At 45.0% G+C, this 26,323-nt stretch carries 23 protein-coding genes, 2 tRNA genes, 3 rRNA genes and 3 pseudogenes; 25 read left to right on the plus strand and 6 right to left on the minus strand.

Annotated elements, in window-relative coordinates:
- Positions 1-36 precede the first annotated feature (36 nt).
- From FFV08_02445 to FFV08_02465, 5 genes are all read left to right on the plus strand, one after another.
- Positions 37-1,589, plus strand: a 16S ribosomal RNA gene (locus FFV08_02445).
- Between the two features lie 57 nt (positions 1,590-1,646).
- Positions 1,647-1,719 (plus strand) — tRNA-Ala (locus FFV08_02450).
- A gap of 126 nt (positions 1,720-1,845) precedes the next feature.
- A 23S ribosomal RNA gene (locus FFV08_02455) occupies positions 1,846-4,747 on the plus strand.
- A gap of 115 nt (positions 4,748-4,862) precedes the next feature.
- Positions 4,863-4,978: ribosomal RNA gene (gene rrf / locus FFV08_02460) — 5S ribosomal RNA — on the plus strand.
- Together the 16S, 23S and 5S rRNA genes with 2 tRNA genes alongside form the textbook arrangement of a ribosomal RNA operon.
- Positions 4,979-4,983: 5 nt before the next feature.
- Positions 4,984-5,057: transfer RNA gene (locus tag FFV08_02465), tRNA-Asn, on the plus strand.
- Positions 5,058-5,288: 231 nt separating this feature from the next.
- Here the strand turns inward: FFV08_02465 and FFV08_02470 are convergent.
- Positions 5,289-6,653, minus strand: coding sequence for an aspartate kinase (locus FFV08_02470; GenBank protein QLB51629.1), 1,365 nt, complete (start codon positions 6,651-6,653; stop codon positions 5,289-5,291).
- A 262-nt stretch (positions 6,654-6,915) separates the two neighbouring features.
- Between FFV08_02470 and FFV08_02475 the strand changes: the two genes are divergently transcribed.
- The 16 genes from FFV08_02475 (at position 6,916) to FFV08_02550 (ending at position 20,457) form a co-directional block, all read left to right on the plus strand.
- Positions 6,916-7,707: an enoyl-CoA hydratase gene (locus FFV08_02475; protein ID QLB51630.1), complete on the plus strand. Its 792-nt coding sequence runs from the start codon at positions 6,916-6,918 to the stop codon at positions 7,705-7,707.
- Positions 7,708-7,848: 141 nt separating this feature from the next.
- On the plus strand, positions 7,849-8,283 hold the full coding sequence (locus tag FFV08_02480) for a MarR family transcriptional regulator (GenBank protein QLB51631.1): 435 nt from the start codon (positions 7,849-7,851) through the stop codon (positions 8,281-8,283).
- A complete protein-coding gene (locus FFV08_02485) occupies positions 8,283-9,257 on the plus strand; it encodes a ketoacyl-ACP synthase III (GenBank protein QLB51632.1) in 975 nt (324 codons plus the stop codon). Before FFV08_02480 ends, FFV08_02485 begins: the two co-directional genes overlap by 1 nt.
- A 55-nt stretch (positions 9,258-9,312) precedes the next feature.
- Positions 9,313-9,537 carry an acyl carrier protein gene (locus FFV08_02490; protein QLB51633.1) on the plus strand — a complete coding sequence of 75 codons (225 nt, stop codon included), beginning with the start codon at positions 9,313-9,315 and terminating at the stop codon, positions 9,535-9,537.
- Between the two features lie 136 nt (positions 9,538-9,673).
- Positions 9,674-10,648 carry an enoyl-[acyl-carrier-protein] reductase FabK gene (gene fabK, locus FFV08_02495; GenBank protein ID QLB51634.1) on the plus strand — a complete coding sequence of 325 codons (975 nt, stop codon included), beginning with the start codon at positions 9,674-9,676 and terminating at the stop codon, positions 10,646-10,648.
- On the plus strand, positions 10,641-11,561 hold the full coding sequence (gene fabD, locus FFV08_02500; protein QLB51635.1) for an ACP S-malonyltransferase: 921 nt from the start codon (positions 10,641-10,643) through the stop codon (positions 11,559-11,561). The genes fabK and fabD overlap by 8 nt, the downstream gene beginning before the upstream one ends.
- A 12-nt stretch (positions 11,562-11,573) precedes the next feature.
- A complete protein-coding gene (gene fabG / locus FFV08_02505) occupies positions 11,574-12,308 on the plus strand; it encodes a 3-oxoacyl-[acyl-carrier-protein] reductase (GenBank protein QLB51636.1) in 735 nt (244 codons plus the stop codon).
- 65 nt (positions 12,309-12,373) lie between these two features.
- The gene (fabF, locus tag FFV08_02510; GenBank protein ID QLB51637.1) at positions 12,374-13,606 is read left to right on the plus strand and encodes a beta-ketoacyl-ACP synthase II; all 1,233 of its coding nucleotides are present in this window, start codon (positions 12,374-12,376) and stop codon (positions 13,604-13,606) included.
- 6 nt (positions 13,607-13,612) lie between these two features.
- Positions 13,613-14,101: an acetyl-CoA carboxylase biotin carboxyl carrier protein gene (locus tag FFV08_02515; GenBank protein ID QLB51638.1), complete on the plus strand. Its 489-nt coding sequence runs from the start codon at positions 13,613-13,615 to the stop codon at positions 14,099-14,101.
- On the plus strand, positions 14,098-14,520 hold the full coding sequence (gene fabZ, locus FFV08_02520; protein ID QLB51639.1) for a 3-hydroxyacyl-ACP dehydratase FabZ: 423 nt from the start codon (positions 14,098-14,100) through the stop codon (positions 14,518-14,520). Before FFV08_02515 ends, fabZ begins: the two co-directional genes overlap by 4 nt.
- An 18-nt stretch (positions 14,521-14,538) precedes the next feature.
- The gene (locus tag FFV08_02525; protein QLB51640.1) at positions 14,539-15,906 is read left to right on the plus strand and encodes an acetyl-CoA carboxylase biotin carboxylase subunit; all 1,368 of its coding nucleotides are present in this window, start codon (positions 14,539-14,541) and stop codon (positions 15,904-15,906) included.
- Positions 15,907-16,005: 99 nt separating this feature from the next.
- Positions 16,006-16,869, plus strand: a complete 864-nt coding sequence (locus tag FFV08_02530) for an acetyl-CoA carboxylase carboxyltransferase subunit beta (protein QLB51641.1) — start codon at positions 16,006-16,008, stop codon at positions 16,867-16,869.
- Positions 16,866-17,636, plus strand: coding sequence for an acetyl-CoA carboxylase carboxyl transferase subunit alpha (locus FFV08_02535; GenBank protein QLB51642.1), 771 nt, complete (start codon positions 16,866-16,868; stop codon positions 17,634-17,636). Before FFV08_02530 ends, FFV08_02535 begins: the two co-directional genes overlap by 4 nt.
- A 199-nt stretch (positions 17,637-17,835) precedes the next feature.
- Entirely contained in the window at positions 17,836-18,384 is a 549-nt protein-coding gene (locus FFV08_02540; protein ID QLB51643.1) for a carboxymuconolactone decarboxylase family protein, read from the plus strand.
- 18 nt (positions 18,385-18,402) lie between these two features.
- Positions 18,403-19,467: an acyl-CoA dehydrogenase gene (locus FFV08_02545; GenBank protein QLB51644.1), complete on the plus strand. Its 1,065-nt coding sequence runs from the start codon at positions 18,403-18,405 to the stop codon at positions 19,465-19,467.
- Positions 19,468-19,539: 72 nt separating this feature from the next.
- Positions 19,540-20,457: a TDT family transporter gene (locus FFV08_02550; GenBank protein ID QLB51645.1), complete on the plus strand. Its 918-nt coding sequence runs from the start codon at positions 19,540-19,542 to the stop codon at positions 20,455-20,457.
- On the opposite strand, the gene FFV08_02555 is transcribed toward FFV08_02550, so the two are convergent.
- Together FFV08_02555 and serS are read right to left on the minus strand one after the other, a co-directional pair.
- The gene (locus FFV08_02555) at positions 20,409-20,513 is read right to left on the minus strand and encodes a hypothetical protein (protein ID QLB53262.1); all 105 of its coding nucleotides are present in this window, start codon (positions 20,511-20,513) and stop codon (positions 20,409-20,411) included. The two genes, FFV08_02550 and FFV08_02555, sit on opposite strands and share 49 nt — an antisense overlap.
- 64 nt (positions 20,514-20,577) lie before the next feature.
- Positions 20,578-21,854, minus strand: a pseudogene (serS, locus tag FFV08_02560) (serine--tRNA ligase).
- 310 nt (positions 21,855-22,164) lie between these two features.
- On the opposite strand from serS, the pseudogene FFV08_02565 reads away from it, so the two are divergent.
- The 4 genes and pseudogenes from FFV08_02565 (at position 22,165) to FFV08_02580 (ending at position 24,157) form a co-directional block, all read left to right on the plus strand.
- Positions 22,165-22,721: pseudogene (locus FFV08_02565) on the plus strand (TetR/AcrR family transcriptional regulator).
- Positions 22,714-23,292: an NAD(P)H-dependent oxidoreductase gene (locus FFV08_02570; GenBank protein ID QLB51646.1), complete on the plus strand. Its 579-nt coding sequence runs from the start codon at positions 22,714-22,716 to the stop codon at positions 23,290-23,292. Before FFV08_02565 ends, FFV08_02570 begins: the two are co-directional and overlap by 8 nt.
- A gap of 13 nt (positions 23,293-23,305) precedes the next feature.
- On the plus strand, positions 23,306-23,938 hold the full coding sequence (locus tag FFV08_02575) for a GNAT family N-acetyltransferase (protein QLB51647.1): 633 nt from the start codon (positions 23,306-23,308) through the stop codon (positions 23,936-23,938).
- Between the two features lie 6 nt (positions 23,939-23,944).
- Positions 23,945-24,157, plus strand: a pseudogene (locus tag FFV08_02580) (hypothetical protein).
- Here FFV08_02580 and FFV08_02585 read toward each other — a convergent pair.
- From FFV08_02585 to FFV08_02595, 3 genes are all read right to left on the minus strand, one after another.
- Complete coding sequence (locus FFV08_02585; GenBank protein ID QLB51648.1) at positions 24,116-24,484, minus strand: DUF956 family protein; 369 nt, start codon at positions 24,482-24,484, stop codon at positions 24,116-24,118. The pseudogene FFV08_02580 and the gene FFV08_02585 sit on opposite strands and share 42 nt — an antisense overlap.
- A gap of 70 nt (positions 24,485-24,554) precedes the next feature.
- Positions 24,555-25,496: a PTS mannose/fructose/sorbose transporter family subunit IID gene (locus tag FFV08_02590; protein ID QLB51649.1), complete on the minus strand. Its 942-nt coding sequence runs from the start codon at positions 25,494-25,496 to the stop codon at positions 24,555-24,557.
- Positions 25,497-25,514: 18 nt separating this feature from the next.
- The gene (locus tag FFV08_02595; GenBank protein ID QLB51650.1) at positions 25,515-26,321 is read right to left on the minus strand and encodes a PTS mannose/fructose/sorbose transporter subunit IIC; all 807 of its coding nucleotides are present in this window, start codon (positions 26,319-26,321) and stop codon (positions 25,515-25,517) included.
- Positions 26,322-26,323: the final 2 nt, after the last annotated feature.

Genomic DNA, 26,323 nt, shown 5'->3' on the forward strand with positions numbered 1-26,323 from the left:
TGTCAGTGGACAGTAATGAGTGCGAACTCAAACTTTTTAATGAGAGTTTGATCCTGGCTCAGGACGAACGCTGGCGGCGTGCCTAATACATGCAAGTAGAACGCTGAAGAGAGGAGCTTGCTCTTCTTGGATGAGTTGCGAACGGGTGAGTAACGCGTAGGTAACCTGCCTGGTAGCGGGGATAACTATTGGAAACGATAGCTAATACCGCATGAAATTGAATATCGCATGATAATTGATTGAAAGGTGCAATTGCATCACTACCAGATGGACCTGCGTTGTATTAGCTAGTTGGTGAGGTAACGGCTCACCAAGGCGACGATACATAGCCGACCTGAGAGGGTGATCGGCCACACTGGGACTGAGACACGGCCCAGACTCCTACGGGAGGCAGCAGTAGGGAATCTTCGGCAATGGGGGGAACCCTGACCGAGCAACGCCGCGTGAGTGAAGAAGGTTTTCGGATCGTAAAGCTCTGTTGTAAGAGAAGAACGGGTGTGAGAGTGGAAAGTTCACACTGTGACGGTATCTTACCAGAAAGGGACGGCTAACTACGTGCCAGCAGCCGCGGTAATACGTAGGTCCCGAGCGTTGTCCGGATTTATTGGGCGTAAAGCGAGCGCAGGCGGTTAGATAAGTCTGAAGTTAAAGGCTGTGGCTTAACCATAGTATGCTTTGGAAACTGTTTAACTTGAGTGCAGAAGGGGAGAGTGGAATTCCATGTGTAGCGGTGAAATGCGTAGATATATGGAGGAACACCGGTGGCGAAAGCGGCTCTCTGGTCTGTAACTGACGCTGAGGCTCGAAAGCGTGGGGAGCAAACAGGATTAGATACCCTGGTAGTCCACGCCGTAAACGATGAGTGCTAGGTGTTAGGCCCTTTCCGGGGCTTAGTGCCGCAGCTAACGCATTAAGCACTCCGCCTGGGGAGTACGACCGCAAGGTTGAAACTCAAAGGAATTGACGGGGGCCCGCACAAGCGGTGGAGCATGTGGTTTAATTCGAAGCAACGCGAAGAACCTTACCAGGTCTTGACATCCCTCTGACCGCTCTAGAGATAGAGTTTTCCTTCGGGACAGAGGTGACAGGTGGTGCATGGTTGTCGTCAGCTCGTGTCGTGAGATGTTGGGTTAAGTCCCGCAACGAGCGCAACCCCTATTGTTAGTTGCCATCATTGAGTTGGGCACTCTAGCGAGACTGCCGGTAATAAACCGGAGGAAGGTGGGGATGACGTCAAATCATCATGCCCCTTATGACCTGGGCTACACACGTGCTACAATGGCTGGTACAACGAGTCGCAAGCCGGTGACGGCAAGCTAATCTCTGAAAGCCAGTCTCAGTTCGGATTGTAGGCTGCAACTCGCCTACATGAAGTCGGAATCGCTAGTAATCGCGGATCAGCACGCCGCGGTGAATACGTTCCCGGGCCTTGTACACACCGCCCGTCACACCACGAGAGTTTGTAACACCCGAAGTCGGTGAGGTAACCGTAAGGAGCCAGCCGCCTAAGGTGGGATAGATGATTGGGGTGAAGTCGTAACAAGGTAGCCGTATCGGAAGGTGCGGCTGGATCACCTCCTTTCTAAGGAGTCCGTAAGGACACACGGAATGCACTTGGGTCTTGTTTAGTTTTGAGAGGGCTATGTGGGGCCTTAGCTCAGCTGGGAGAGCGCCTGCTTTGCACGCAGGAGGTCAGCGGTTCGATCCCGCTAGGCTCCATTATCTAGTTTGACTAGATAAAGAACTTGTCCATTGAAAATTGAATACTGATATCAAATAGTAACAAGAAAATAAACCGAAAACGCTGTGAATATTAATGAGTTTAAGACTGAAAGGTCAAAAATAAGGTTAAGTTAGTAAGGGCGCACGGTGGATGCCTTGGCACTAGGAGCCGAAGAAGGACGTGACAAACGACGAAATGCCTCGGGGAGCTGTAAGTAAGCTTCGATCCGGGGGTGTCCGAATGGGGGAACCCAACAGGTTGATGCCTGTTACCCATTTCTGTTAAGGAAATGAGGAGGAAGACGCAGTGAACTGAAACATCTAAGTAGCTGCAGGAAGAGAAAGCAAAAGCGATTGCCTTAGTAGCGGCGAGCGAAGAGGCAGGAGGGCAAACCGAAGAGTTTACTCTTCGGGGTTGTAGGACTGCGCTGTGGACTCAGAATTTATAGAAGAATGACTTGGGAAAGTTGGCCAGAGAGAGTAAGAGCCTCGTATTTTAAATAGATTCTGTACCTAGCAGTATCCTGAGTACGGCGGGACACGTGAAATCCCGTCGGAATCTGGGAGGACCATCTCCCAACCCTAAATACTCCCTAGTGACCGATAGTGAACCAGTACCGTGAGGGAAAGGTGAAAAGCACCCCGGGAGGGGAGTGAAATAGAACCTGAAACCGTGTGCCTACAACAAGTTCGAGCCCGTTCATGGGTGAGAGCGTGCCTTTTGTAGAATGAACCGGCGAGTTACGTTATGATGCGAGGTTAAGTTGAAGAGACGGAGCCGTAGGGAAACCGAGTCTGAATAGGGCGCCTTAGTATCATGATGTAGACCCGAAACCATGTGACCTACCCATGAGCAGGTTGAAGGTGCGGTAAAACGCACTGGAGGACCGAACCAGGGCACGTTGAAAAGTGCTTGGATGACTTGTGGGTAGCGGAGAAATTCCAAACGAACTTGGAGATAGCTGGTTCTCTCCGAAATAGCTTTAGGGCTAGCGTCGACATAAAGATTCTTGGAGGTAGAGCACTGTTTGGGTGAGGGGTCCATCCCGGATTACCAATCTCAGATAAACTCCGAATGCCAATGAATTATGGTCGGCAGTCAGACTGCGAGTGCTAAGATCCGTAGTCGAAAGGGAAACAGCCCAGACCACCAGCTAAGGTCCCAAAATAATTGTTAAGTGGAAAAGGATGTGGGGTTGCACAGACAACTAGGATGTTAGCTTAGAAGCAGCTATTCATTCAAAGAGTGCGTAATAGCTCACTAGTCGAGTGACCCTGCGCCGAAAATGTACCGGGGCTAAAACAATTTACCGAAGCTGTGGATACCTTTTATAGGTATGGTAGGAGAGCGTTCTATGTGTGGTGAAGGTGTACCGTGAGGAGCGCTGGAACGCATAGAAGTGAGAATGCCGGTATGAGTAGCGCAAGACAGGTGAGAATCCTGTCCACCGTAAGACTAAGGTTTCCAGGGGAAGGCTCGTCCGCCCTGGGTTAGTCGGGACCTAAGGAGAGACCGAAAGGTGTATCCGATGGCCAACAGGTTGAGATTCCTGTACTAGAGTATGAAGTGATGGAGGGACGCAGTAGGCTAACTCGTGCGTACGAATGGATGTACGTCTAAGCAGTGAGGCGTGGTATGAGTCAAATGCTTATACCTCTAACGTTGAGCTGTGATGGGGAGCGAAGTTTAGTAGCGAGTGAGTGATGTCACACTGCCAAGAAAAGCTTCTAGCGTTGTATCATACTCTACCCGTACCGCAAACCGACACAGGTAGTCGAGGCGAGTAGCCTCAGGTGAGCGAGAGAACTCTCGTTAAGGAACTCGGCAAAATGACCCCGTAACTTCGGGAGAAGGGGTGCTGACTGAAGTCAGCCGCAGTGAATAGGCCCAAGCAACTGTTTATCAAAAACACAGCTCTCTGCTAAATCGTAAGATGATGTATAGGGGGTGACGCCTGCCCGGTGCTGGAAGGTTAAGAGGAGTGCTTAGCGGTAACGCGAAGGTATGAATTGAAGCCCCAGTAAACGGCGGCCGTAACTATAACGGTCCTAAGGTAGCGAAATTCCTTGTCGGGTAAGTTCCGACCCGCACGAAAGGCGTAATGATTTGGGCACTGTCTCAACGAGAGACTCGGTGAAATTTTAGTACCTGTGAAGATGCAGGTTACCCGCGACAGGACGGAAAGACCCCATGGAGCTTTACTGCAGTTTGATATTGAGTGTCTGTGCCACATGTACAGGATAGGTAGGAGCCTACGAGATCGGGACGCCAGTTTCGATGGAGGCGTTGTTGGGATACTACCCTTGTGTTATGGCCACTCTAACCCGGTAGGTTAATCATCTACGGAGACAGTGTCTGACGGGCAGTTTGACTGGGGCGGTCGCCTCCTAAAAGGTAACGGAGGCGCCCAAAGGTTCCCTCAGACTGGTTGGAAATCAGTCGCAGAGTGTAAAGGTATAAGGGAGCTTGACTGCGAGAGCTACAACTCGAGCAGGGACGAAAGTCGGGCTTAGTGATCCGGTGGTTCCGTATGGAAGGGCCATCGCTCAACGGATAAAAGCTACCCTGGGGATAACAGGCTTATCTCCCCCAAGAGTTCACATCGACGGGGAGGTTTGGCACCTCGATGTCGGCTCGTCGCATCCTGGGGCTGTAGTCGGTCCCAAGGGTTGGGCTGTTCGCCCATTAAAGCGGCACGCGAGCTGGGTTCAGAACGTCGTGAGACAGTTCGGTCCCTATCCGTCGCGGGCGTAGGAAATTTGAGAGGATCTGCTCCTAGTACGAGAGGACCAGAGTGGACTTACCGCTGGTGTACCAGTTGTTCTGCCAAGAGCATCGCTGGGTAGCTATGTAGGGAAGGGATAAACGCTGAAAGCATCTAAGTGTGAAACCCACCTCAAGATGAGATTTCCCATAACGCAAGTTAGTAAGAGCCCTGAGAGAAGATCAGGTTGATAGGTTGGGAGTGGAAGTTGTGTGAGCAATGGAGCGGACCAATACTAATCGCTCGAGGACTTATCCTAGAATAAGAGCTTCATCAGAGTGCAGCGAATGGTTTAGAGAATTGTGAGATTTGATATTGTATTCAATTTTGAGTTGACAAGTCTTGTCTGAGAGGACAGGGAAGTTAATTCAATAGTTAAGTGACGATAGCCTAGGAGATACACCTGTACCCATGCCGAACACAGTAGTTAAGCCCTAGAACGCCGGAAGTAGTTGGGGGTTGCCCCCTGTGAGATATGGAAGTCGCTTAGCCTTTATCCGCCATAGCTCAGTTGGTAGTAGCGCATGACTGTTAATCATGATGTCGTAGGTTCGAGTCCTACTGGCGGAGTTTCAAAGAGGTTTTACCTCTTTTTTTGTACTTTTTGGTATTATTTACAATGGGAGATAATTCTATGATTGTGAGTAGTAGTGTTAAAAGCTATTGTTTTTCAGATAGTCTGTGAATTAAATGACAGTATTTAGCACTTAAATCAAAAAGGCAGAAGTTAGTGCGTAACTAACTTCTGCCTTTTTCGATTATCGAGTGATTGTATGATAAAAATGCTTCTGAGGTTTGCATTTATGATTCTGTATTGACTTCAAAGAAGGCTCTGTATAAAGCGCGGATGGCCGCTTTTTCTTGATTTTTTTCCACAACAAACATGATGGATACTTCGCTTGAGCCTTGGGACATCATTTGAATGTTGATATTGTTTTCTGAAAGAGCTTTGGTTGCAGTAGCTGTTACACCAATATGACTTTTCATTTTTTCACCAACAATCATGATAATAGAAAGGTCGTGTTCAATTTCTGCATGATCAACCTCTGCTTTTTGGACAAGTTGTCGAAGGATCTCTTCCTCTTTGATAGGAGTTAATTCGCGCTCACGTAAGATAATGGAGAGGTCGTCAATTCCTGTAGGCATATGCTCCCAACCAATATTCAAATCTTCTAGAATTTGAAGGACGCGCCTACCAAAGCCAATTTCTCTGTTCATCAGGTACTTGGACATGTTAATGCTGACAAAGCCTGCATCTCCAGCAATTCCAACGACCGGTAAGTGATCCTTACTGTGTTTATGAACAATTTGAGTACCTGGATGTTCTGGATTGTTGGTATTTTTAATAACCAGCGGGATTTTGCCGCGGTAAGCTGGAAGCAGAGCTTCATCATGGAGAACTGTAAAGCCAGCGTAGGCCAATTCACGCATTTCCCGATAGGTTAGCTCAGGAATGGAATGTGGTTTGTGAACGATGCCAGGATGGGCGGCAAAGATTCCGTCAACATCAGTAAAGTTCTCATAAACATCTGCTTTGACTCCCGCAGCAATGATAGAACCTGTAATATCAGAACCACCACGGGAGAAAGTACAAATTTGGCCATCTTGAGTAACACCAAAGAAACCTGGGATAACTAGAACTTCGTCAGAATTGTTGAGTTCTTCAATTTTATCATAGCTGGAAGGGAGAATGCGAGCATTACCTGGCTCACTGGAAACAAGGAGTCCCGCTTCTCTCGGATGAACGTAGCGAGCTGGAACGCCATTTTGACTGAAATAAGCTGCAATTAATTTGGCATTGTTATTTTCCCCTGCAGCAAGAAAAGTATCATAAAGAAATGCGTTATCTTCAATTGGCAAAGTTGCAAGGCTTGTAATGCTTTTGGAAATTTTTTCCAGAACTTTTGGTTTCAAACCTAATTCTGCCACCATATCTGCATAGCGATTGATAATCCACTGTTGGTTAGGTGTGACATCATTTCCTGCAATATATTCTCGGTAGTATTTAATCAGGGCATCGGTTACTTTGATATCGTCATCATGGCGTTTTCCTGGTGCTGATACCACAACAAAACGACGTTCAGGGTCAGATTTGATAATGTTCAATACTTTTTCTAATTGAATTGCAGAAGCCAGTGAACTTCCGCCAAATTTTACAACTTTCATAGGCTCTCCTATCTTATTTTAAAAATTATAACAAAATTCTGAAAATTATTCAAACGTCGTTTTTATACTACTTTTGCCCAAATTATCACTAATACCGTTTAAATCAGAACGCTAATTGACCGCTAATTTATTTTTACCCATTTTTTATTTCCTTTCTTTTATATTTTATGATAAAATATAAGTTGTGTATAATTTGAATATCAAATTATTTAAGAATAAAACAAAACGGCTGATTTGAGATCGGGTCGGGAATGGAGCTGAAATGACATTTAATGGAATTCTCTATCATGTAGCAGATGAAGTAGCAACGATTACTTTCAATCGTCCTGAAGTTTCAAATGGCTTTAATATTCCTATGTGTGAGGAAATTATAGAGGCTATTGAACTTGCTGCAAAGGATGAGTCCGTCAAATTTTTAGTTATCAAAGCGAATGGAAAGGTTTTTTCAGTGGGTGGAGACTTGGCTGAGATGCAGAGAGCAGTCAGTGATGATGATGTCCAATCCTTGGTGAAAATCGCTGAATTGGTTAATGATATTTCTTTTGCTATGAAACGTCTTCCTAAGCCTGTCATCATGAGTGTTGATGGTCCTGTTGCTGGTGCGGCTGCCAATATGGTCGTTGCAGCAGATTTCTGTATTGCGACTGAAAAATCACGTTTCATTCAGGCCTTTGTCGGTGTTGGTCTGGCGCCAGATGCTGGCGGTCTTTTCTTACTGGCTCGTGCTATCGGGGTGACTCGTGCGACCCACCTGGTTATGACTGGTGAAGCTCTGACTGCAGAGAAAGCTCTGGATTATGGCTTGCTTTATAAAGTCTGTGAAGCAGAGAAATTGGAAAAAACAACGGAACAGTTGCTGAAGAAGCTCAAACGCGGTTCTCTTAATTCTTACAGAGCCATGAAAGAAATGGTCTGGAAGAGTTTGTTCAGCGGCTGGTCTGAGTATGCAGAACTAGAGTTAGAATTGCAGAAATCGCTGGCTTTCACAGAGGATTTCAAAGAAGGTGTTCGGGCTTATTCTGAGAAACGTCGTCCAAACTTCACTGGTAAATAATGTATAGGTTCAAGGTTGCTTATTTTGCAAGTTGTTTACGAAAATATTTGAAAATCAAATTAATTTTCAAAAAAGCTTGCAAATTGTTTTTCTATCTGATAAAATTTGATTGTCAAAGTATTTTCTTAAGGAGGTCTGGTTTTGAATTTTCAGTTAGTAAATGATTACTTAACGTCTATTTTCAATAATGTCTTGGTTATTGAAGAATCGAGCCTAAGAAGCAGTCGCTTCAACGATGTCTCCATTAAGGAAATGCATACAATAGATGTCATCGGCACAACCCCAAATGCTACTCCAAGTGATATATCACGAGAATTGATGGTTACTTTGGGAACTGTTACGACTAGTTTGAATAATCTGGAGCGTAAGGGTTATATTGAGCGGCGTCGGTCGGAAGTTGACCGTCGTGTGGTGCATCTGAATTTGACAAAGAATGGGCGGCTTTTGTATCGTCTTCACAAGCGATTCCACAACCGCATGGTCATGCAGGTAGTGGATGGGATGAGTCCAGAAGAGAGACAAGTGATGCAAAAGGGCCTGCAAAATTTATATAGTTTCCTAGAGGATTTGAAATAATGAACTATGCTAAGATTAGCCAAGTGGCTCATTATGCTCCCCGTCAGGTTGTCAGCAATGATGATTTAGCAGAGATTATGGATACCAGTGATGAGTGGATTTCAAGTCGAACTGGGATTAAAAAACGCCATTTATCGTCAGATGAGACGACCAGTGATTTAGCTACAAAAGTAGCAGAGAATTTGCTGCAAAAATCAGGGATTTCTGCTCAAGACCTAGACTTTATCATTGTTGCAACCATTACGCCGGATTCTTTAATGCCTTCAACTGCTGCGAGAGTACAGGCAAATATTGGGGCCAAGAATGCATTTGCCTTTGATCTGACGGCGGCCTGCAGTGGCTTTATCTTCGCCTTATCGACTGGAGAAAAATTAATTTCTTCAGGTCGTTATCAAAAAGGTCTAATCATAGGTAGTGAGACCCTTTCTAAGACGGTAGATTGGTCGGATCGTTCAACGGCTGTTCTCTTTGGAGATGGTGCTGGCGGTGTATTGTTGGAAAGTGCTTCAGAACAGTATTTTTTGGCAGAAAGTCAGTTTACTGACGGATCTCGCGGAGATAGTCTGACCAGCGGAAAAATCGGTTTGGCTTCACCTTTTTCTGAAAAAGGTGAGAATCAGCCTTATCTGACAATGGACGGTAGAGCTATTTTCGACTTTGCTATTCGTGATGTTGCTCGTTCTATCAAAGAAACCATCGAAAGCAGTCAGCTTTCAGCGGAAGATTTGGATTTTCTGTTGCTGCATCAGGCCAATATCCGTATTTTGGATAAAATGGCTAAGAAGCTTGGTGTTGCGCGGGAGAAACTTCCAGCTAATATGATGGAATATGGCAATACTAGTGCAGCTAGCATCCCGATTTTATTATCTGAGTGTGTCGAGCAAGGACTAATCAAACTGAACGGAAATCAGACAATTTTGATGTCAGGTTTCGGTGGAGGTTTGACATGGGGCACGCTTATTGTTACAATTTAGTTAATCAAGTGGAAACACATGATAAAAAATATTTTATTTTTAAAGGAGTCTATCCATGGCAGTATTTGAAAAAGTACAAGAAATTATCGTTGAAGAACTTGGCAAAGAGCCATCAGAAGTTACTCTTGAGTCAACTTTCGATGATCTTGAAGCAGATTCATTGGACTTGTTCCAAGTGATTTCAGAAATTGAAGATGCATTTGACATCCAAATCGAAACTGAAGAAGGTTTGAACACAGTTGGTGATTTGGTTGCTTATGTAGAAGAAAAAACTAAATAAGCAAGTAACTGAGAGTATCGAAAGATATTCTCTCTTGTTTAGGTAATAGTTTGACTGTCAAAGTAAAGAAAATACATCTAGCATGTGATAGTTTGAGATCAAGCTATTACTTAAGCAATGATAAAAGGAAGGTATTATGCAAACACGTATTACAGAATTATTGAATATTGATTATCCTATTTTCCAAGGCGGGATGGCCTGGGTTGCTGACGGTGACTTGGCTGGCGCAGTTTCAAAAGCTGGCGGTCTTGGTATCATCGGTGGCGGAAATGCGCCCAAGGAAGTGGTAAAGGCTAATATTGACAAGATTAAGTCTTTGACGGACCGTCCTTTCGGAGTTAACATCATGCTCCTTTCTCCTTTTGCAGACGACATTGTGGATCTCGTTATTGAAGAGGGTGTAAAAGTAGTAACGACTGGTGCGGGTAATCCAAGCAAGCACATGGCTCGTTTCCATGAAGCGGGGATTACAGTTATCCCTGTTGTTCCAAGCGTGGCCTTGGCTAAGCGGATGGAAAAAATCGGTGCGGATGCAGTCATCGCAGAAGGTATGGAAGCCGGTGGTCACATTGGAAAATTGACTACCATGTCCTTGGTTCGTCAGGTTGCAGAAGCAGTCAGCATTCCGGTTATTGCTGCCGGTGGTATTGCGGACGGTTCTGGGGCTGCAGCTGGATTTATGCTGGGAGCCGAGGCCGTTCAGGTCGGAACTCGCTTTGTCGTCGCTAAGGAATCCAATGCCCATCAGAACTACAAGGATATGATTTTGAAGGCTCGTGATATTGATACAACTATCTCTGCCCAGCATTTCGGTCATGCGGTTCGTGCTATTAAGAATAAGTTGACGCGTGATTTCGAAAAGGCAGAAAAAGAAGCCTTCAAGCAAGAAAATCCAGATTTGACTGTTTTTGAAAATCTTGGAGCTGGTGCTTTGGCCAATGCGGTTGTTCGCGGAGATGTGGAAAATGGTTCCGTCATGTCTGGTCAAATTGCTGGTTTAATCAGTAAGGAAGAAACAGTCGAAGAAATCCTCAAAGATATCTACTACGGTGCTGCTGAGAAGATTCAGCAGGAAGCAAAACGTTGGGCAGGAGTAACTAGAAATGACTAAAAGAGCCTTTCTCTTTGCCGGTCAGGGAGCGCAGTACCTTGGAATGGGGCGCGAGCTTTATGATCAGTATGAGCTTGTGCGGTCAACTTTTGATGAGGCTAGCCAAGTTCTAGGCTATGATGTCCGAGCTTTGATCGATCAGGATGAGGAAAAGCTCAATCAAACTCGCTATACGCAACCGGCTATTTTAACGACTTCAGTAGCTATTTATCGACTCTTAGCTGATAAGGGAGTAGAGCCTGACATGGTAGCTGGTCTCTCTCTTGGAGAATATTCTGCCTTGGTGGCTGCGGGCGCCCTTGATTTCAAGACGGCGGTGGCCTTGGTTGCTAAGCGTGGCAGCTTTATGGAAGAGGCAGCTCCAGCTGGTTCTGGGAAAATGGTCGCAGTTTTAAATACTGAGGTTTCTCTCATTGAAGCGGTCTGTCAAGAAGCAAGTGCTATTGGTGTAGTCTCACCAGCCAACTATAATACGCCTAGTCAAATCGTTATCGGAGGAGAAGTGGCAGCAGTGGACAAGGCTGTGGAGCTTTTGAAAGATGCCGGTGTCAAGCGCTTAATCCCACTCAATGTATCCGGACCTTTCCATACGGCGCTTTTAAAGCCAGCCAGCGAGCGATTAGCAGAAGTCTTGGAAACAGTTGAGTTTTCAGATTTTGTGCGGCCATTAGTTGGAAATACAGAAGCAACTGTGATGGAAAAAGAGAGAGTCAGAGAGCTTTTGACTCGTCAGGTAATGGAGCCAGTGCGTTTCTATGACAGCATTGCTAAAATGCAGGAAGCTGGTGTGACTGAGTTTATCGAAATTGGTCCTGGCAAAGTTCTGTCTGGTTTTATTAAGAAAATTGATAAGTCTGCGGATGTCCGCCAAGTTGAAGATGTGGAAAGTTTAAATGCTCTTCTAGAAAAATAATGAGGAATCATCATGGAATTACAAAACAAGAATGTATTAATTACTGGGTCCGCTCGCGGAATTGGATTGGCAATTGCGCATAAATTTGCTAGTGTCGGTGCCAATATCGTCTTAAACGGACTAGCGGAGATTTCTGATGATGTTTTGGCTGGATTTGCCGGCTATTCTGGGAAAGTTGTAACTGTTATTGGAGATGTTTCCAAAGCTGAAGATGCCCAGCGAATGGTAGAAGAAGCTGTTGCAGCCTTGGGATCTGTTGATGTACTGATCAATAACGCTGGTATTACACGTGATAAGCTCATGCTGAAAATGACGGAAGAAGATTTTGAGCGGGTGCTGAAAGTGAATCTTACTGGGGCATTCAATATGACGCAATCAGTCCTGAAACCGATGACAAAAGCTCGTCAAGGTGCTATCATCAGTCTGTCAAGTGTCGTTGGTCTGGCAGGGAACGTCGGTCAGGCTAACTATGCAGCGTCCAAGGCCGGTCTGATTGGTTTTTCTAAATCAGTTGCGCGTGAAGTAGCAGCGCGTAATATCCGTGTCAACTGCATTGCCCCTGGCTTTATTGCATCTGATATGACAGATGTACTTCCAGAAAAAGTAAAGGCGGCGTCTCTGGCACTCATTCCAATGAAGCGTTTTGGTACTCCAGAAGAAGTAGCAGATGTTGCTCTCTTCTTGGCTAGCCAAGAATACTTGACGGGACAAGTCCTTACGATTGATGGCGGCTTTACTATGCAGTAAGTCACAGTTTTTTGAATAATGATGAGTAGAAAATCAGTTGATTCATCTAAATAAAGGAGCTCAATATGAAACTTAATCGAGTTGTTGTAACAGGATACGGCTTAACTTCACCTATCGGGAATACTCCAGAAGAATTCTGGAATAATTTAAAAGAAGGCAACATTGGAATCGGTCCAATTACTAAATTTGATCATAGTGAATATAGTGTTCACAATGCGGCGGAAATTCAGAATTTCCCTTTTGATAAATATTTTGTCAAAAAGGATACCAACCGTTATGATAATTACACTCTTTATGCGCTTTATGCTTCTCAAGAAGCGGTCAACAATGCTCACTTGGATGTAGATGCCTTGGATAAGGATCGCTTTGGTGTCATTGTGGCTTCAGGTATCGGAGGGATTCAGGAAATTGAAGAACAGGTTGTTCGCTTGCATGAAAAAGGTCCTAAACGTATCAAACCTTTGACCTTGCCAAAAGCTTTGCCAAATATGGGTGCAGGAAATGTAGCGATGCGCTTTGGTGCCAATGGTATCTGTAAGTCTGTCAATACGGCCTGTGCCTCAGCAAATGATGCGATTGGTGAAGCTTTCCGCTCAATTAAATTCGGTTATCAAGATGTGATGCTGGTTGGTGGTTCAGAGGCGTCTATTACACCATTTGCGATTGCTGGTTTCCAAGCTCTGACAGCTCTTTCTACGACAGAAGATCCTAAGCGCGCTTCTATTCCTTTTGACAAGGACCGCAATGGCTTTGTCATGGGTGAAGGTTCTGGTATGCTGGTTCTGGAAAGTTTGGAACATGCTGAGAAACGCGGAGCTACTATCTTGGCTGAGGTGGTAGGATACGGTCATACTTGTGACGCTTACCATATGACTTCTCCGCATCCAGAAGGTTTGGGAGCTATCAAGGCGATCAAACAAGCGGTTGAAGAAGCTGAAATTGAGCCGAAAGATGTAGCTTATGTCAATGCTCACGGTACATCAACCCCTGCTAACGAAAAAGGCGAAAGCGGAGCCATTGTTTCTGTCTTTGGTAAAGATGTAGCGGTGTCTTCAACTAAATCCTTTACAGGACACCTGCTCGGAGCGGCGGGCGCAGTTGAGGCTATTGCAACGATTGAAGCAATGCGTCATAGCTATGTGCCAAAAACAGCTGGTACAACAGAGCTGCCAGACTATATTGAAGCCAACGTTATTTACGGTCAAGGTAAGGAACAGGAAATCCCTTATGCGATTTCTAATACATTTGGCTTTGGCGGCCACAATGCCGTTCTTGCCTTTAAACGCTGGGAGGCTTAAAAACCTATGAATATCAACGAAATTAAAGATTTAATGGCGCAGTTTGACCAGTCTAGTCTGCGTGAGTTTTCTTACAAAAATCAGAGCGATGAGCTGACTTTTAGTAAGAATGAAGGTCAGGCTCCAGTTCCAACAGCCAGTGCAGCTCCAATTGCTGCACCTTTGCAGGCTGCGAGTGCGCCTGTGATTGAGCCAACTCCTCAAGCAGCTCCGCCTGCAGAGCCAGAAACAGTTTCAGAAGCTCCGGCACCTGCTGCTGAAGGTGATGTTGTGGAAAGTCCTTTGGTTGGTGTGGCTTACTTAGCAGCTGGTCCAGACAAGCCGCCGTTTGTATCTGTTGGAGACCAAGTTAAAAAAGGTCAAACCCTGATGATTATTGAAGCGATGAAGGTCATGAATGAAGTTCCAGCACCTAAAGATGGTCTGGTTACAGAAATTCTAGTTGAGAATGAAGAAATGGTTGAATTTGGGAAAGGGCTGGTACGCATCAAATGATTGATATCAATGCAATAAAAGAAGCACTTCCGCACCGCTATCCGATGCTTTTGGTAGACCGCGTTTTGGAAGTTAGTGAAGATGAGATTGTCGCTCTGAAGAATGTGACAGTCAATGAACCATTCTTTAACGGACATTTTCCTCAATACCCGGTTATGCCAGGTGTCTTAATCATGGAAGCTCTGGCTCAAACGGCTGGAGTGCTGGAATTGTCTAAAGAAGAAAATAAGGGCAAACTGGTCTTCTATGCTGGCATGGACAAGGTTAAGTTCAAGAAGCAAGTTGTACCAGGTGACCAGCTGATTATGACAGCTAAGTTTGTCAAGCGCCGCGGAACGATTGCGGTTGTAGAGGCGAAAGCAGAAGTTGACGGAAAACTTGCAGCCAGCGGTACTTTGACCTTTGCGATTGGCCAGTAGATAAAAGGAGCTTTCACCATGTTTCGTAAAATTTTAATTGCTAACCGTGGGGAAATTGCGGTCAGAATTATTCGTGCAGCCCGCGAGTTGGGAATTGATACGGTAGCCGTCTATTCAACGGCTGACAAGGAAGCACTCCATACCTTACTGGCTGATGAGGCCGTCTGCATCGGTCCAGCCAAGTCCACTGATTCTTATCTGAATATGAATGCAGTCCTGTCTGCTGCTGTTCTGACAGGTGCAGAAGCCATTCATCCTGGTTTTGGTTTTTTGAGCGAAAACTCCAAATTTGCGACCATGTGCGAAGAAGTTGGCATTAAGTTTATTGGACCTTCAGGTGCTGTTATGGACTTGATGGGGGACAAGATTAATGCTCGGGCTCAGATGATTAAGGCGAAAGTGCCGGTCATCCCAGGTTCTGATGGAGAGGTTCATACCTCTGAAGAAGCCTTGGAAGTCGCTGAAAAGATAGGCTATCCAGTCATGCTTAAAGCTTCTGCTGGCGGCGGCGGCAAGGGTATTCGTAAGGTTGAAAAGGCTGAGGATTTAGTAGCGGCCTTTGAGTCTGCTTCTAGCGAAGCAAAAGCAGCCTTTGGTAATGGTGCCATGTATATGGAGCGAGTCATCTATCCAGCGCGTCATATTGAAGTGCAGATTTTGGCAGATCAGCAGGGGCATGTGGTCCACTTGGGCGAGCGGGATTGCTCTTTGCAGCGTAATAATCAGAAAGTGCTGGAAGAAAGTCCATCTGTAGCGATTGGGAAAACCCTACGTCAGCAGATTGGTGAAGCAGCTGTTCGGGCTGCTCAGTCTGTCGGCTATGAAAATGCCGGTACAATTGAGTTTCTTCTCGATGAAGCCAAGGGTGAATTCTACTTTATGGAGATGAACACTCGGGTGCAGGTTGAGCATCCAGTCACCGAGTTTGTCACTGGTGTGGATATTGTAAAAGAGCAAATCAAGATTGCAAACGGTCAAGAGCTGTCTTTCAGTCAGGATGATGTTGAAATCCGAGGGCATGCAATTGAGTGTCGGATCAATGCTGAAAATCCAGCCTTTAACTTTGCGCCGAGTCCTGGTAAGATTTCAAATGTTTATCTACCGAGCGGTGGAGTGGGGCTGCGTGTGGATTCAGCCGTCTATCCTGGCTACACCATCCCCCCTTACTACGATAGCATGATTGCGAAGATAATTGTTCATGGGGAAAATCGCTTCGATGCTCTGATGAAGATGCAACGTGCACTCTATGAACTCGAAATTGACGGTGTTGTAACCAACAGCGGCTTCCAACTGGACTTAATCTCAGATCCTAATGTAATTGCTGGTGATTATGACACAGCTTTTCTCATGGAGAAGTTCCTTCCGGCTTATCAAGAGAAACAATAGAAGCGACATGTAAGAGCTGCTCTGTAAACTCGAAAGACAGTGGCTCTTGCTGTTTGATGTGCCTGAGTATAAAATCTTGAAAAGGAGAAGACGTAAACGATGGCTTTGTTTTCAAAGAAGGATAAATATATCCGTATCAATCCTAATCGAGCGAGTCGGGAAAAGCCTCAAGCAAAGCCTGAGGTACCAGACGAACTCTTTTCGAAATGCCCAGGTTGTAAGCATACCATTTACCAAAAAGATCTTGGAAATGACAGTGTGTGTCCTAACTGTGGCTATAATTTCCGTATTTCTGCTCATGAGCGCTTAAATCTAACCGTGGATGAGAACAGTTTTGAGGAGATGTTCACTGGAATTGAAACCAAGGATCCTCTGAACTTCCCTAACTATCAGGAGAAGTTGGCTCTTACCCGCGAGAAGACAGGCTTAGATGAGGCAGTTCTGACTGGGACGGCTAGTATCAAGAGGCATAAAACGGCTCTTGGTATCATGGATTCGAACTTTATCATGGCTTCTATGGGGACAGTAGTGGGTGAAAAGATTACCCGCCTCTTTGAGTATGCGACAGAGCATAAATTGCCAGTCGTTCTGTTTACGGCTTCTGGCGGTGCCCGGATGCAAGAGGGCATTATGAGCTTGATGCAGATGGCTAAGGTCTCTGCGGCTGTTCAGCGTCACTCTGCTGCAGGCCTCTTCTATTTGACTGTCTTGACAGATCCGACAACTGGTGGTGTCACCGCCTCTTTTGCCATGGAAGGTGATATTATTCTGGCTGAAACACAGGCTCTGGTCGGATTTGCAGGGCGTCGGGTTATTGAGTCCACAGTTCGTGAGAAGCTGCCAGATGATTTTCAAAAGGCTGAATTTCTCATGGAGCATGGTTTTGTGGATGCCATCGTCAAGCGTGGTGACATGAGAGATACACTTGCTACCTTATTAGCATTTCATGGAGGTCAAGCATGACAAAAATCACTCGAATTATTAAAGAAGCGCGTGATCAGGCTCGTTTGACTGCGCTGGATTTTGCACAAGGAATTTTTGATAACTTCGTTGAGCTGCATGGAGATCGCTCTTTTCGAGATGACGGTGCGGTCATTGGCGGTATCGGGACGCTAAACGGTCAGCCTGTAACTGTGGTCGGTATTCAAAAAGGTCGCAATTTGCAGGATAATTTGCGCCGAAACTTTGGACAGCCGCATCCGGAAGGCTACCGTAAGGCCCTACGTCTCATGAAACAGGCGGAAAAATTTGGCCGTCCTGTGGTAACCTTCATCAATACGGCAGGTGCTTATCCTGGTGTCGGTGCTGAGGAGCGTGGTCAAGGGGAAGCTATTGCCCGCAATTTGATGGAAATGAGCAATCTCAAAGTGCCGATTATTGCCATCATCATTGGTGAAGGTGGCTCAGGCGGAGCCTTGGCTTTGGCTGTAGCAGATAAGGTCTGGATGCTGGAAAACTCTATGTATGCAGTTCTTAGTCCAGAAGGCTTTGCTTCTATCCTCTGGAAAGACGGCAGCCGCGCTATGGAAGCGGCTGAGCTGATGAAAATTACTTCACACGAGCTCTTGCAGATGGAAGTGGTAGATAAGGTCATTCCTGAAAGAGGCTTTAACAACCATGAATTACTGGCTGCAGTGAAAGAAGAAATCGTTGCTGAGTTGGATAGTCTGTCTCAGCTGTCCTTGGAGCAATTACTGGAAAATCGCTACCAGAGATTCAGGAAATATTAAAAAATCGAAGCCAAAAGGCTTCTTTTTCTCGTTTCGGATTCTTGTTTGGAATGGATGTGGAGCCACCTTACGAGGGTAATATATTTTAGTTTGAAAAATCGCATTATATTCTATTTATAGGACTTATATAAAATATATATTATACAAGCCATTGGTCCTATGTTAAGATAGTCTTTAATTAAAAGAAATGAGGTTTCATATGTCAGAATTTACTATCCACACGATTGAGTCCGCACCAGCTGAGGTAAAAGAAGTCCTGGAAACTGTTCAAAAAGATAACGGTGGCTACATTCCCAATCTTATCGGTCTTTTGGCCAATGCGCCAACGGCTTTGGAAACTTATCGGACGGTTGGAGCTATCAATCGCCGTAACAGCCTGACACCGACTGAGCGTGAAGTAGTGCAGATAACGGCTGCAGTTACTAATGGCTGTGCTTTCTGTGTAGCGGGTCATACAGCTTTTTCAATCAAGCAGATTCAAATGAATGATGATCTTTTGGAGGCTCTGCGCAATCGTACTCCGATTGATACAGATCCCAAGCTAGATACGCTTGCTAAATTTACCATTGCTGTCATTAATACTAAGGGACGGGTCGGAGACGAGGCTTTGGCAGACTTCCTAGAAGCGGGCTATACGCATGAGAATGCTCTGGATGTAGTTCTAGGTGTCAGCCTTGCGACCCTCTGCAATTATGCCAATAATCTGGCCAACACGCCAATTAATCCGGAATTGCAACCTTATGCCTAGTCTTTGAGGAGGTGGCAAATGACATTTTTTTCAGAAGAGTTTATCAACTGGTTGGATGACCACGCTGACCAAATTGACAAAGAATCCTGTGCAGCAGGCAATCAATTGATTGAGCGTATCGCTGCTGAAGGAGCCTTTCGGGTTGGCGTTCCAGAAGAGCTGGGAGGCCGAGGTGGCAATGATACGGATGTGATTGAAGTGCTCAAGGAGCTGGCTCACCATTCCTTGACCGCTTCCTTTATCTCTTGGGGGCAAAGAACCTTTATTGATAACGTCTTAAAGTCTGCTAATCCCTACTTTAGAGACCACTATTTGGAAGGGCTTCTGTCAGGAGAATATGCAGGTGCGACAGCACTGTCTAATGCCGTTAAATTCCTGTCGGACCTAGAAGAGCTAAATGTCTCTATTGTGGAGGAAGACGGGCAGCTTTATCTGAAGGGGCGTCTGCCTTGGGTAACCAATGCTCGCGCGGATCGCTTCCTCAGCATATTTGTTGCTGGTTTCGAAGACGGGAGCCACCAGCCGTTGGTTCTGGCTGTCCCGTCTGACGCAGAGAATTTCTCCCGTTCAGCGGATTTAGAGTTTGTATCTTTACAAGGAGGAAATACAGCTGCCCTGACCTTTAACCATGTGCCTTTGCAAGAGGAATGGATTCTTGCACAAGATGCCCTGGATTTTTTGGCAGAAAATCGCCCAGCTTTTCTCGGTTATCAGTTTGGTCTGGCTCTTGGCCTAGCGGAGAAATCGCTGGCGGAGGTCGAAGCTAATCTGTCAGTCCGCTCTATTTTGAGAAAGGAATGGGAGGAGCAAGTGGCTGCTCTGACTGCAATCCAGGATCAGCTCTATAGAGGTCTTCTCCAGCCTAGTTATTTCGTTGAGCGTCCTAAGGAGCTCTTCCAACTGCGAATTGATATAGTTGATGTGGTAGCCCAAAGTCTGCTCTTGGAGCTGCAGGCTAGTGGGGGCAGAGGATATTTGAGTAATTCGACTTCTGGCTTTATCCGCCGTTGGAACGAAGGAGCTTTTCTTCCCATTGTCTCACCGAGTGCAGTCCAGCTACGGCATATTTTAGAAGTTTCATAGAAATGATAGCAAACAAACGTTTGATTGTCATTGAAAAGGGGCTTTAAGACATTACTATAAAGGAGTTGCTTCGTGAACAGCAAACGACCGCCCATTCTCTTATCTGGGTTGATTCTTGGCCTATTTGGTCTAGGTAATCTTTTACTGAACTACCATTCTATCTTTTTCCACTTCTTGAATGGTCTAGCTTTGATACTTTGGCTTTATCTGACACTGGCTTTAGTACTATCATTTTCGGACTATCGGCAAGATTTGCAAAAGCCACCTTTCTTATCGAGCTTTGCGACTTATCCTATGGCCAGTATGCTCTTAGCTTCTTACCTAAGCAAGGTTGGCTTATTTTGGGTGGGTCAGCTGCTTTGGTACTTGGCCTTGCTGCTGCATATTTTTCTGATAGCTATCTTTACTTGGAAGTATGTTCTTAAGGCCGAGGGATTATCTTTGACCCCGAGCTGGACGGTCCTATATGTTGGATTAGCCATGGCAAGCTTGACTCAGGGTGTCGTTCATCAGCCGTTTTTGGGCTATTTAGCTTGGTTTTTTGCTCTGCTACTGAGCTTGATTCTCTATCCCTTGTTTTACAAGGTTAGGCGGTCACAAAGCCTGCCTGATGCTTTAAAGCCGCAGTGGGCCATTTACTGTGCACCTTTCTCGCTCCTGTTGGGAAGTTATATCCGTTTGGCTGGTTCTGATGCAGAAGGTTGGTTTGTTGCCTTGCTGCTCCTCTTATCGCAAGGCTTTTATCTCTTAGTCCTATGGCTTTCACCTCGTATTTTCCGACTGGGGCCTCAGCTTAGCTGGTCAGCCTTGACCTTTCCTCTTGTCAATACAGCTTTTGCACTGAAACTGGGACTTGATTATCTAGGTTGGGTTTGGCTTGTTTGGCTAAGTCATGTAGAAGCCCTGCTGGCTTTCGTAATCGTCCTCTATGTTTGTTTTTACTATATAGTCTCATTGCGAGCCAGAAAGATAACAAAAAATCCGAGATGACACTCTTTGAAACTCTGTTTTTGATTTTCTCTGAGTTTATCTCGGATTTTTTTAATTTTAGCAAAATAAGTCTGAACTTAGACCTATTGATACAGGCAAAGTATCAGGATAATATGATTTTTATTTTGGCGCAATAACTTCTAATCCACCCATGTACGGACGCAGAACCTCTGGGATAGTCACAGAGCCATCTTCGTTTTGGTAATTTTCTAAGATAGCTGCTACTGTGCGTCCGACAGCCAGTCCAGAACCGTTGAGAGTATGAAGAAGTTTGACCTTGCCATCTGCTTCGTCACGGTAGCGGATTTGAGCTCGACGAGCTTGGAAATCTTCTGTGTTAGAGCAGCTAGAGATTTCACGGTAGGTGTTCTGAGCAGGAATCCAAACTTCCAAGTCGTAGGTCTTAGCAGCTGAGAAGCCCATATCCCCAGTACAGAGTGCTACAACGCGGTAAGGTAAATTCAGCTTTTGCAGGATGTTTTCAGCGTTGGCAGTCATCTTTTCCAGCTCTTGATAAGATTCTTCTGGCTTGGCAAATTTCACCATTTCAACCTTGTGGAACTGGTGCAGACGGATGAGACCGCGCGTGTCACGACCAGCAGAGCCAGCTTCGGAGCGGAATGACGGACTCATAGCTGTGAAGTAGATTGGCAATTCTTTGCCGTCTAGAATTTCGTCTCGATAGTAGTTGGTCAGCGGAACTTCAGCAGTCGGAATCAGAACGAAGTTAGTATCAGCTAGTTCGAAAGTATCTTCTTTGAACTTAGGATATTGCCCAGTTCCAAACATAGAATCGTGGTTGACCATGTAAGGAGTGATGACTTCTGTGTAGCCTTCTTTGCCATGCTCATCCAGCATGAAGTTGTAGATAGCACGCTCTAATCGAGCTCCTAAGCCCTTATAGAAGAGGAAGCGAGCACCAGTAACTTTTGCCCCACGCTCCCAGTCTAAGATGTCCAAATCCTCACCCAAATCCCAGTGAGCCTTGGCTTCAAAGTCAAATTGGCGCGGTGTACCCAGCGACGAACTTCAACGTTTTCGTCTTCGTCTGCTCCGACAGGAACACTTTCGTGCGGAATATTAGGCAGTGTGGTGGTGAACTCGGTCAACTTAGCGTCTAGCTCAGCCAAGGTTGCGTCTAAGTGCTTGACTTCAGCAGAGAGTTTTTGCATGGCAGAAATCTTGTCATCTGCATTTTCTTTGTTGCGTTTAGCTTGGGCAATTTCAGCAGAAACAGTATTGCGCTCTGCCTTGAGTTCTTCGACCTTGACTAACAAATCTCGACGTTCTTTGTCGATGGTTTTCATTTGGTTAAGGGTAGCAGCGTCAACACCTCGCGTAGCTAATTTTTCAGCGACAGAATCAAAGTCCGTTCGGATGCGTTTTAAATCTAACATAAGTACCTCCAAAAATAAAAAGCACTTTATGAAACTGTTGGAGCGGCAGAGCCGCGGTTCCATCCAACTTCACAAAAGTGCACTTGCTTAATTATTCATTTTTAAACTAACGGTAGAATTTCCTATTTTCTCCTTATCTGCTCACAGCCGCCGCAGACTTTCTGAAAAGTGCCCAATAGTACTTATCCGTTTCGACTATTATACAGGATTTTCCGGAAAATGTAAATCCCAGGATAGGAAAAATCTTGACAGAAAAAGATAACTATGTTATCTTTAGATAAAGGTAACATAGTTATCTAAAGGAGTTCTTATGGTAAAACAAACAACGCGCGACCGTATGATTGAGAAGGCAAGCCAGCTTATCAGAGAATATGGCTATCAGAATATCCCCCTGAGGAAACTGGCATCTTTGCTGGGGTTACGACTGGTGCTTTTTACAAGGCTTTTGAAAACAAGGAGGATCTTTACTATCAGGTCTGTCTTTTGGAAAACCAGAGCCAGCTTAGACGTTTAGAGGAGCAGTATCTAGACGGAGTATCTGATCCTTTGGATTGCATTTGGCAGATAGGACTCTTTCTTTTTTCGGAATATGAGTCCAACAGTCGGATGATGGATTTTCTCTTTTTCAGTCCTGTGGCGATAGAGGCTTACCGGAAAGGTGAGCTTCTGGAAATCGGGAACAAGACAGTGGATTATCTGGATAGGCTGCCTATTGAGAGTCAGAAAGAGAAAAAGATTCTCTTGCTCAAGCTGGACACTTTCATCACAGGCTATGGCCATTTTATTGCCAAAGGTTTGGAGCCTTTTGATGAGGAAGTCTATCGCTCAATGTTCAATGATTTACTAGGAGGATACAAACATGATTAAAAATCTCATTGTTTATGCACATCCCTATGATAAAAGCTTTAACCATGCTATTTTAGAGCAGGTTCAGGACTTATTGAAGAAGAAAGGTCAGACCTATGAACTGATTGATCTCTATGAGGATGGTTTTAACCCTGTTTATACCAAGGAAGAGCTAGCGCTTTTTAATAAAGGGCAGGCACTAGACCCATTGGTTTTAAAATATCAGGAAGCTCTTGCATCCTGTGACCGCCTTATCATGCTTTTTCCTATCTGGTGGGCGGATATGCCAGCTATTGTCAAGGGCTTTGAAGATAAGGTCTTTTTGAAAAATAAGATTTACGAGGAGACGAAAACTCGCCAGTTAGTTGGTTGTCTGACCAATATTAAAGAGGTATTGGCTGTTACTACTTCAGCAGCACCGACTTTCTATCTTAAGTATTTCTGTGGTGATGTCGTCAAGAAAGCCATGTTGGGCCATACCTTTAAGTCTATCGGTGCTAGACAGCGCCGTTGGTTGAATTTCGGGAATATTTCTCAGTCTACAGCTGAAAAACGGCAGGCATTTTTAGAAAAATTAGCAGAAAAGATTTGAAGAGGTAGCTATCATGATTCGTTTTAGAAGAGCAGATGAAAGGGATCTTGCTGCTGCGGTCTCGGTTTCAACTGCTGCTTTTGCTGAGCATGAGGTCTACAGAGAAAAATTCCGTCCTCTTTTTAGCAGCAGCCAGTCTTATATTGATTTTCTAAATAGATTGCATGTAGTTATGGTTAAGGCGGCAATGCGTCATCATATTTGCCTACTTGCTGAAGTGGACGGGCGTCTTATGGCGGTCGCTACTATTCATAAGCTCGGTAATCATCCTGTCGGTATGCTTTCCTTTTTGCGGGCAGGAGCATGGAGGATGTGGCAATATATTCCCCAGCTTTTAGCCTTTCAAAAAGTCTTTGGGGAGGGGAGTAAAGAAGCTAAGAAAAGGGCTATTTCAACTCTATATCTTGAACTGATGGGTGTGCTGCCTGATTATCAAGGACAGGGAGTTGGCGGTCTTTTTATCTCAAAGGGACTTGAGCAACTTGCCAAAGAAGAGAAATGCCAGCGGCTTACTTTGATTACTCATACAGAAAGTAACTGTCGTTTTTACAAAAAGAACGGATTTAAGCAGCTAGATGCCCGTGATGTTGAAGGTGTCAAGACATGGACTTTCGAGAAAAATTTAGCTGATGTTTATACTTTTTAAAATCTAATGATGCGGTCTTGCATTGATAATGTTAGCTTACCCCATCCTATCATTTCAAGGGGGAAATAGTGCATTCTCAGATTGTTTCACTTTCCGATTTTTTGTGCTAGCTCCATTTTGCTGATACAAGCAGTCTTTGTCTTAGCAGAAAATATAAAAAATAAGGTTGAAACTTTTTCAACCCTGTTTTTTCTTCTTAAAGATTCCAGCAATTTTTTGCATCAAGGTCGGCAATCTAACGACCTTGTCATTGCCAATATGCTCCCGCGCGATTTTGAGAATCTTACCAGAGTCTTTGGAAGCAAAAAGAAATTTTCCTTTGTCGGTCCAGATTTCAAAGTGGCGGCTGACTTTTTTGCCAGAAACATTAGCGCCGATAGCTGTGATGCTTGTCCAAGGCAGCTGAATATAATCTTCTACATTGGCATCAGCGTAAAACTCCAGAGCTGTCTCGCCGATTAAAAATTTTCCAACCTTACCGCCTAATCCAAGATAGGAAACGCCAGTGGTATTAAACTCAACTGTTTTGTTTTGTGACTGTGCCATAGAGTAACTCCCTTTTAAATAATATAGCTATTATACCACAATAAAAAGAAGGTCGAAACCTTCTTTTTGATTACATCAAACCAGCAACGTGAGCTAGTACACCAACTACGAAGAGGGCGATGATGATAGTGATAGGGGATACTTTCTTCTTAAGCAACCACATACAAGCGAAAGTTAGAAGTAGTCCCATCAAACCAGGAATCAAGGAATCCAAGTTTTGTTGGAAAGTTGTAACTTTTTCGGGGGTTTGAGATAGTCCTTGACCTACTTGAGCGAAGGCTTCTTGGATACCCTTATAGCCACTAGGCAATTTGTCCCAATGGATATATGCTTTATCATCTAGCTTAACAGATGAAACGTTAAAGACAAACTCAATAGATACCCAACGCTGAACCAGAACAGCCAAGATAAACATACCTAGAATTGAGGCACCTTTGGTAATGTCTTGGAGGATACCACCAGACATGTCTTTAGTGATTTCAGAACCAGCCTTGTAGCCCAATTCTTGTGTGTACCAGAGGAAAGCCATCCGGATAGCATTCCAAGCTAAGAAGAAGATAAGTGGACCAATGATATTTCCAGTCAAAGCAAGAGATGCACCAAGTGCTCCAAGGATAGGACGAACTGTGAACCAGAAGACAGGGTCTCCGATACCAGCCAGAGGTCCCATCATACCGATTTTAACCCCTTGGATAGCTGCATCGTCAATTGCTGCACCATTTGCTTTTTCTTCTTCAAGCGCAAGTGTAACTCCGATGATTGGAGCTGCAACATATGGGTGAGTGTTGAAGAATTCCAAGTGACGCTCAAGAGCAGCAGCTTGATCTTCTTTTTTAGTATAAAGTTTCTTAATAGCTGGAATCAGTGAATAAGCCCAACCCAAGTTTTGCATACGTTCGTAGTTCCAAGAACCTTGCAAGAAAGTAGAACGCCACCAAACTTTTTGACGGTCAGCCTTTGAAAGAGTCAATTTTCCTGACTCATCAGGTTTTACAGTGTTTAATTCTGTCATGATAGTGTGTCTCCTTTCTTAGTAGTCTTCTAGGATGTCGCCGATTGGATCGTTAGATGAAGCTGTTGCTCCGCCGCCACCATTTCCGCCTTTTTTAGACAGGGCAAGGTAGATGAGGGCGATAGCGACACCAATTGCACCAAGGGCAATCAGAGTGAGTTCGCTGACAGCAGCTAAAGCGAAACCAATAGCGAAGAATGGCCATACTTCACGAGTTGCCATCATGTTGATAACCATGGCATAACCAACGGCTACGACCATACCACCACCGATTTGCATCCCTTCTGATAGCCAAGCTGGCATAGCTTCAAGAGCAGCTTTAACGGACTCAGCAGGAATCATCAAAAGAAGTGCTGCAGGGATAGCAATACGTGCTCCTTGCATGAAGAGAGCGATAAAGTGAGCGCGTTCAACGCCTTTGATGTCGCCTTTTTTCGCAGCAGCATCTGCACCGTGAACCAAACCGACTGACAAAGTACGGACAATCATAGTCAAGAAGAGACCAGCAACAGCAAGTGGAATAGCAACACCTTGTGCTACAGCGATTCCTTTGCTTGAGAAGTCTCCACCCAGTACCATGATGATAGCAGCGGCAACAGAAGCGAGGGCAGCATCAGGTGCTACAGCAGCTCCGATATTAGCCCAGCCAAGAGCGATCAGCTGGAGAGAGCCACCAAGCATAACACCGGCTGCCAAATTACCAGTTACCAGTCCAATCAAGGTACAAGCAACCAGAGGTTGGTGGAATTGGAATTGGTCCAAGATACCTTCTAGGCCAGCTAAGAAGGCAACAAAGACTACTAAAACCATAGAAATAATAGACATGT

The sequence above is a fragment of the Streptococcus sanguinis genome (assembly GCA_013378335.1).
GTDB lineage: Bacteria > Bacillota > Bacilli > Lactobacillales > Streptococcaceae > Streptococcus > Streptococcus sanguinis_I.

Bases quoted from the DNA above. Each gene is read 5' to 3' on its own strand.
- FFV08_02470 (QLB51629.1), bottom strand. From the start codon at position 6,653: ATGAAAGTTGTAAAATTTGGCGGAAGTTCACTGGCTTCTGCAATTCAA.
- FFV08_02475 (QLB51630.1), top strand. From the start codon at position 6,916: ATGACATTTAATGGAATTCTCTATCATGTAGCAGATGAAGTAGCAACG.
- FFV08_02485 (QLB51632.1), top strand. From the start codon at position 8,283: ATGAACTATGCTAAGATTAGCCAAGTGGCTCATTATGCTCCCCGTCAG.
- FFV08_02490 (QLB51633.1), top strand. From the start codon at position 9,313: ATGGCAGTATTTGAAAAAGTACAAGAAATTATCGTTGAAGAACTTGGC.
- fabK (QLB51634.1), top strand. From the start codon at position 9,674: ATGCAAACACGTATTACAGAATTATTGAATATTGATTATCCTATTTTC.
- fabD (QLB51635.1), top strand. From the start codon at position 10,641: ATGACTAAAAGAGCCTTTCTCTTTGCCGGTCAGGGAGCGCAGTACCTT.
- fabG (QLB51636.1), top strand. From the start codon at position 11,574: ATGGAATTACAAAACAAGAATGTATTAATTACTGGGTCCGCTCGCGGA.
- fabF (QLB51637.1), top strand. From the start codon at position 12,374: ATGAAACTTAATCGAGTTGTTGTAACAGGATACGGCTTAACTTCACCT.
- FFV08_02515 (QLB51638.1), top strand. From the start codon at position 13,613: ATGAATATCAACGAAATTAAAGATTTAATGGCGCAGTTTGACCAGTCT.
- fabZ (QLB51639.1), top strand. From the start codon at position 14,098: ATGATTGATATCAATGCAATAAAAGAAGCACTTCCGCACCGCTATCCG.
- FFV08_02525 (QLB51640.1), top strand. From the start codon at position 14,539: ATGTTTCGTAAAATTTTAATTGCTAACCGTGGGGAAATTGCGGTCAGA.
- FFV08_02530 (QLB51641.1), top strand. From the start codon at position 16,006: ATGGCTTTGTTTTCAAAGAAGGATAAATATATCCGTATCAATCCTAAT.
- FFV08_02535 (QLB51642.1), top strand. From the start codon at position 16,866: ATGACAAAAATCACTCGAATTATTAAAGAAGCGCGTGATCAGGCTCGT.
- FFV08_02540 (QLB51643.1), top strand. From the start codon at position 17,836: ATGTCAGAATTTACTATCCACACGATTGAGTCCGCACCAGCTGAGGTA.
- FFV08_02545 (QLB51644.1), top strand. From the start codon at position 18,403: ATGACATTTTTTTCAGAAGAGTTTATCAACTGGTTGGATGACCACGCT.
- FFV08_02570 (QLB51646.1), top strand. From the start codon at position 22,714: ATGATTAAAAATCTCATTGTTTATGCACATCCCTATGATAAAAGCTTT.
- FFV08_02575 (QLB51647.1), top strand. From the start codon at position 23,306: ATGATTCGTTTTAGAAGAGCAGATGAAAGGGATCTTGCTGCTGCGGTC.
- FFV08_02585 (QLB51648.1), bottom strand. From the start codon at position 24,484: ATGGCACAGTCACAAAACAAAACAGTTGAGTTTAATACCACTGGCGTT.
- FFV08_02590 (QLB51649.1), bottom strand. From the start codon at position 25,496: ATGACAGAATTAAACACTGTAAAACCTGATGAGTCAGGAAAATTGACT.
- FFV08_02595 (QLB51650.1), bottom strand. From the start codon at position 26,321: ATGTCTATTATTTCTATGGTTTTAGTAGTCTTTGTTGCCTTCTTAGCT.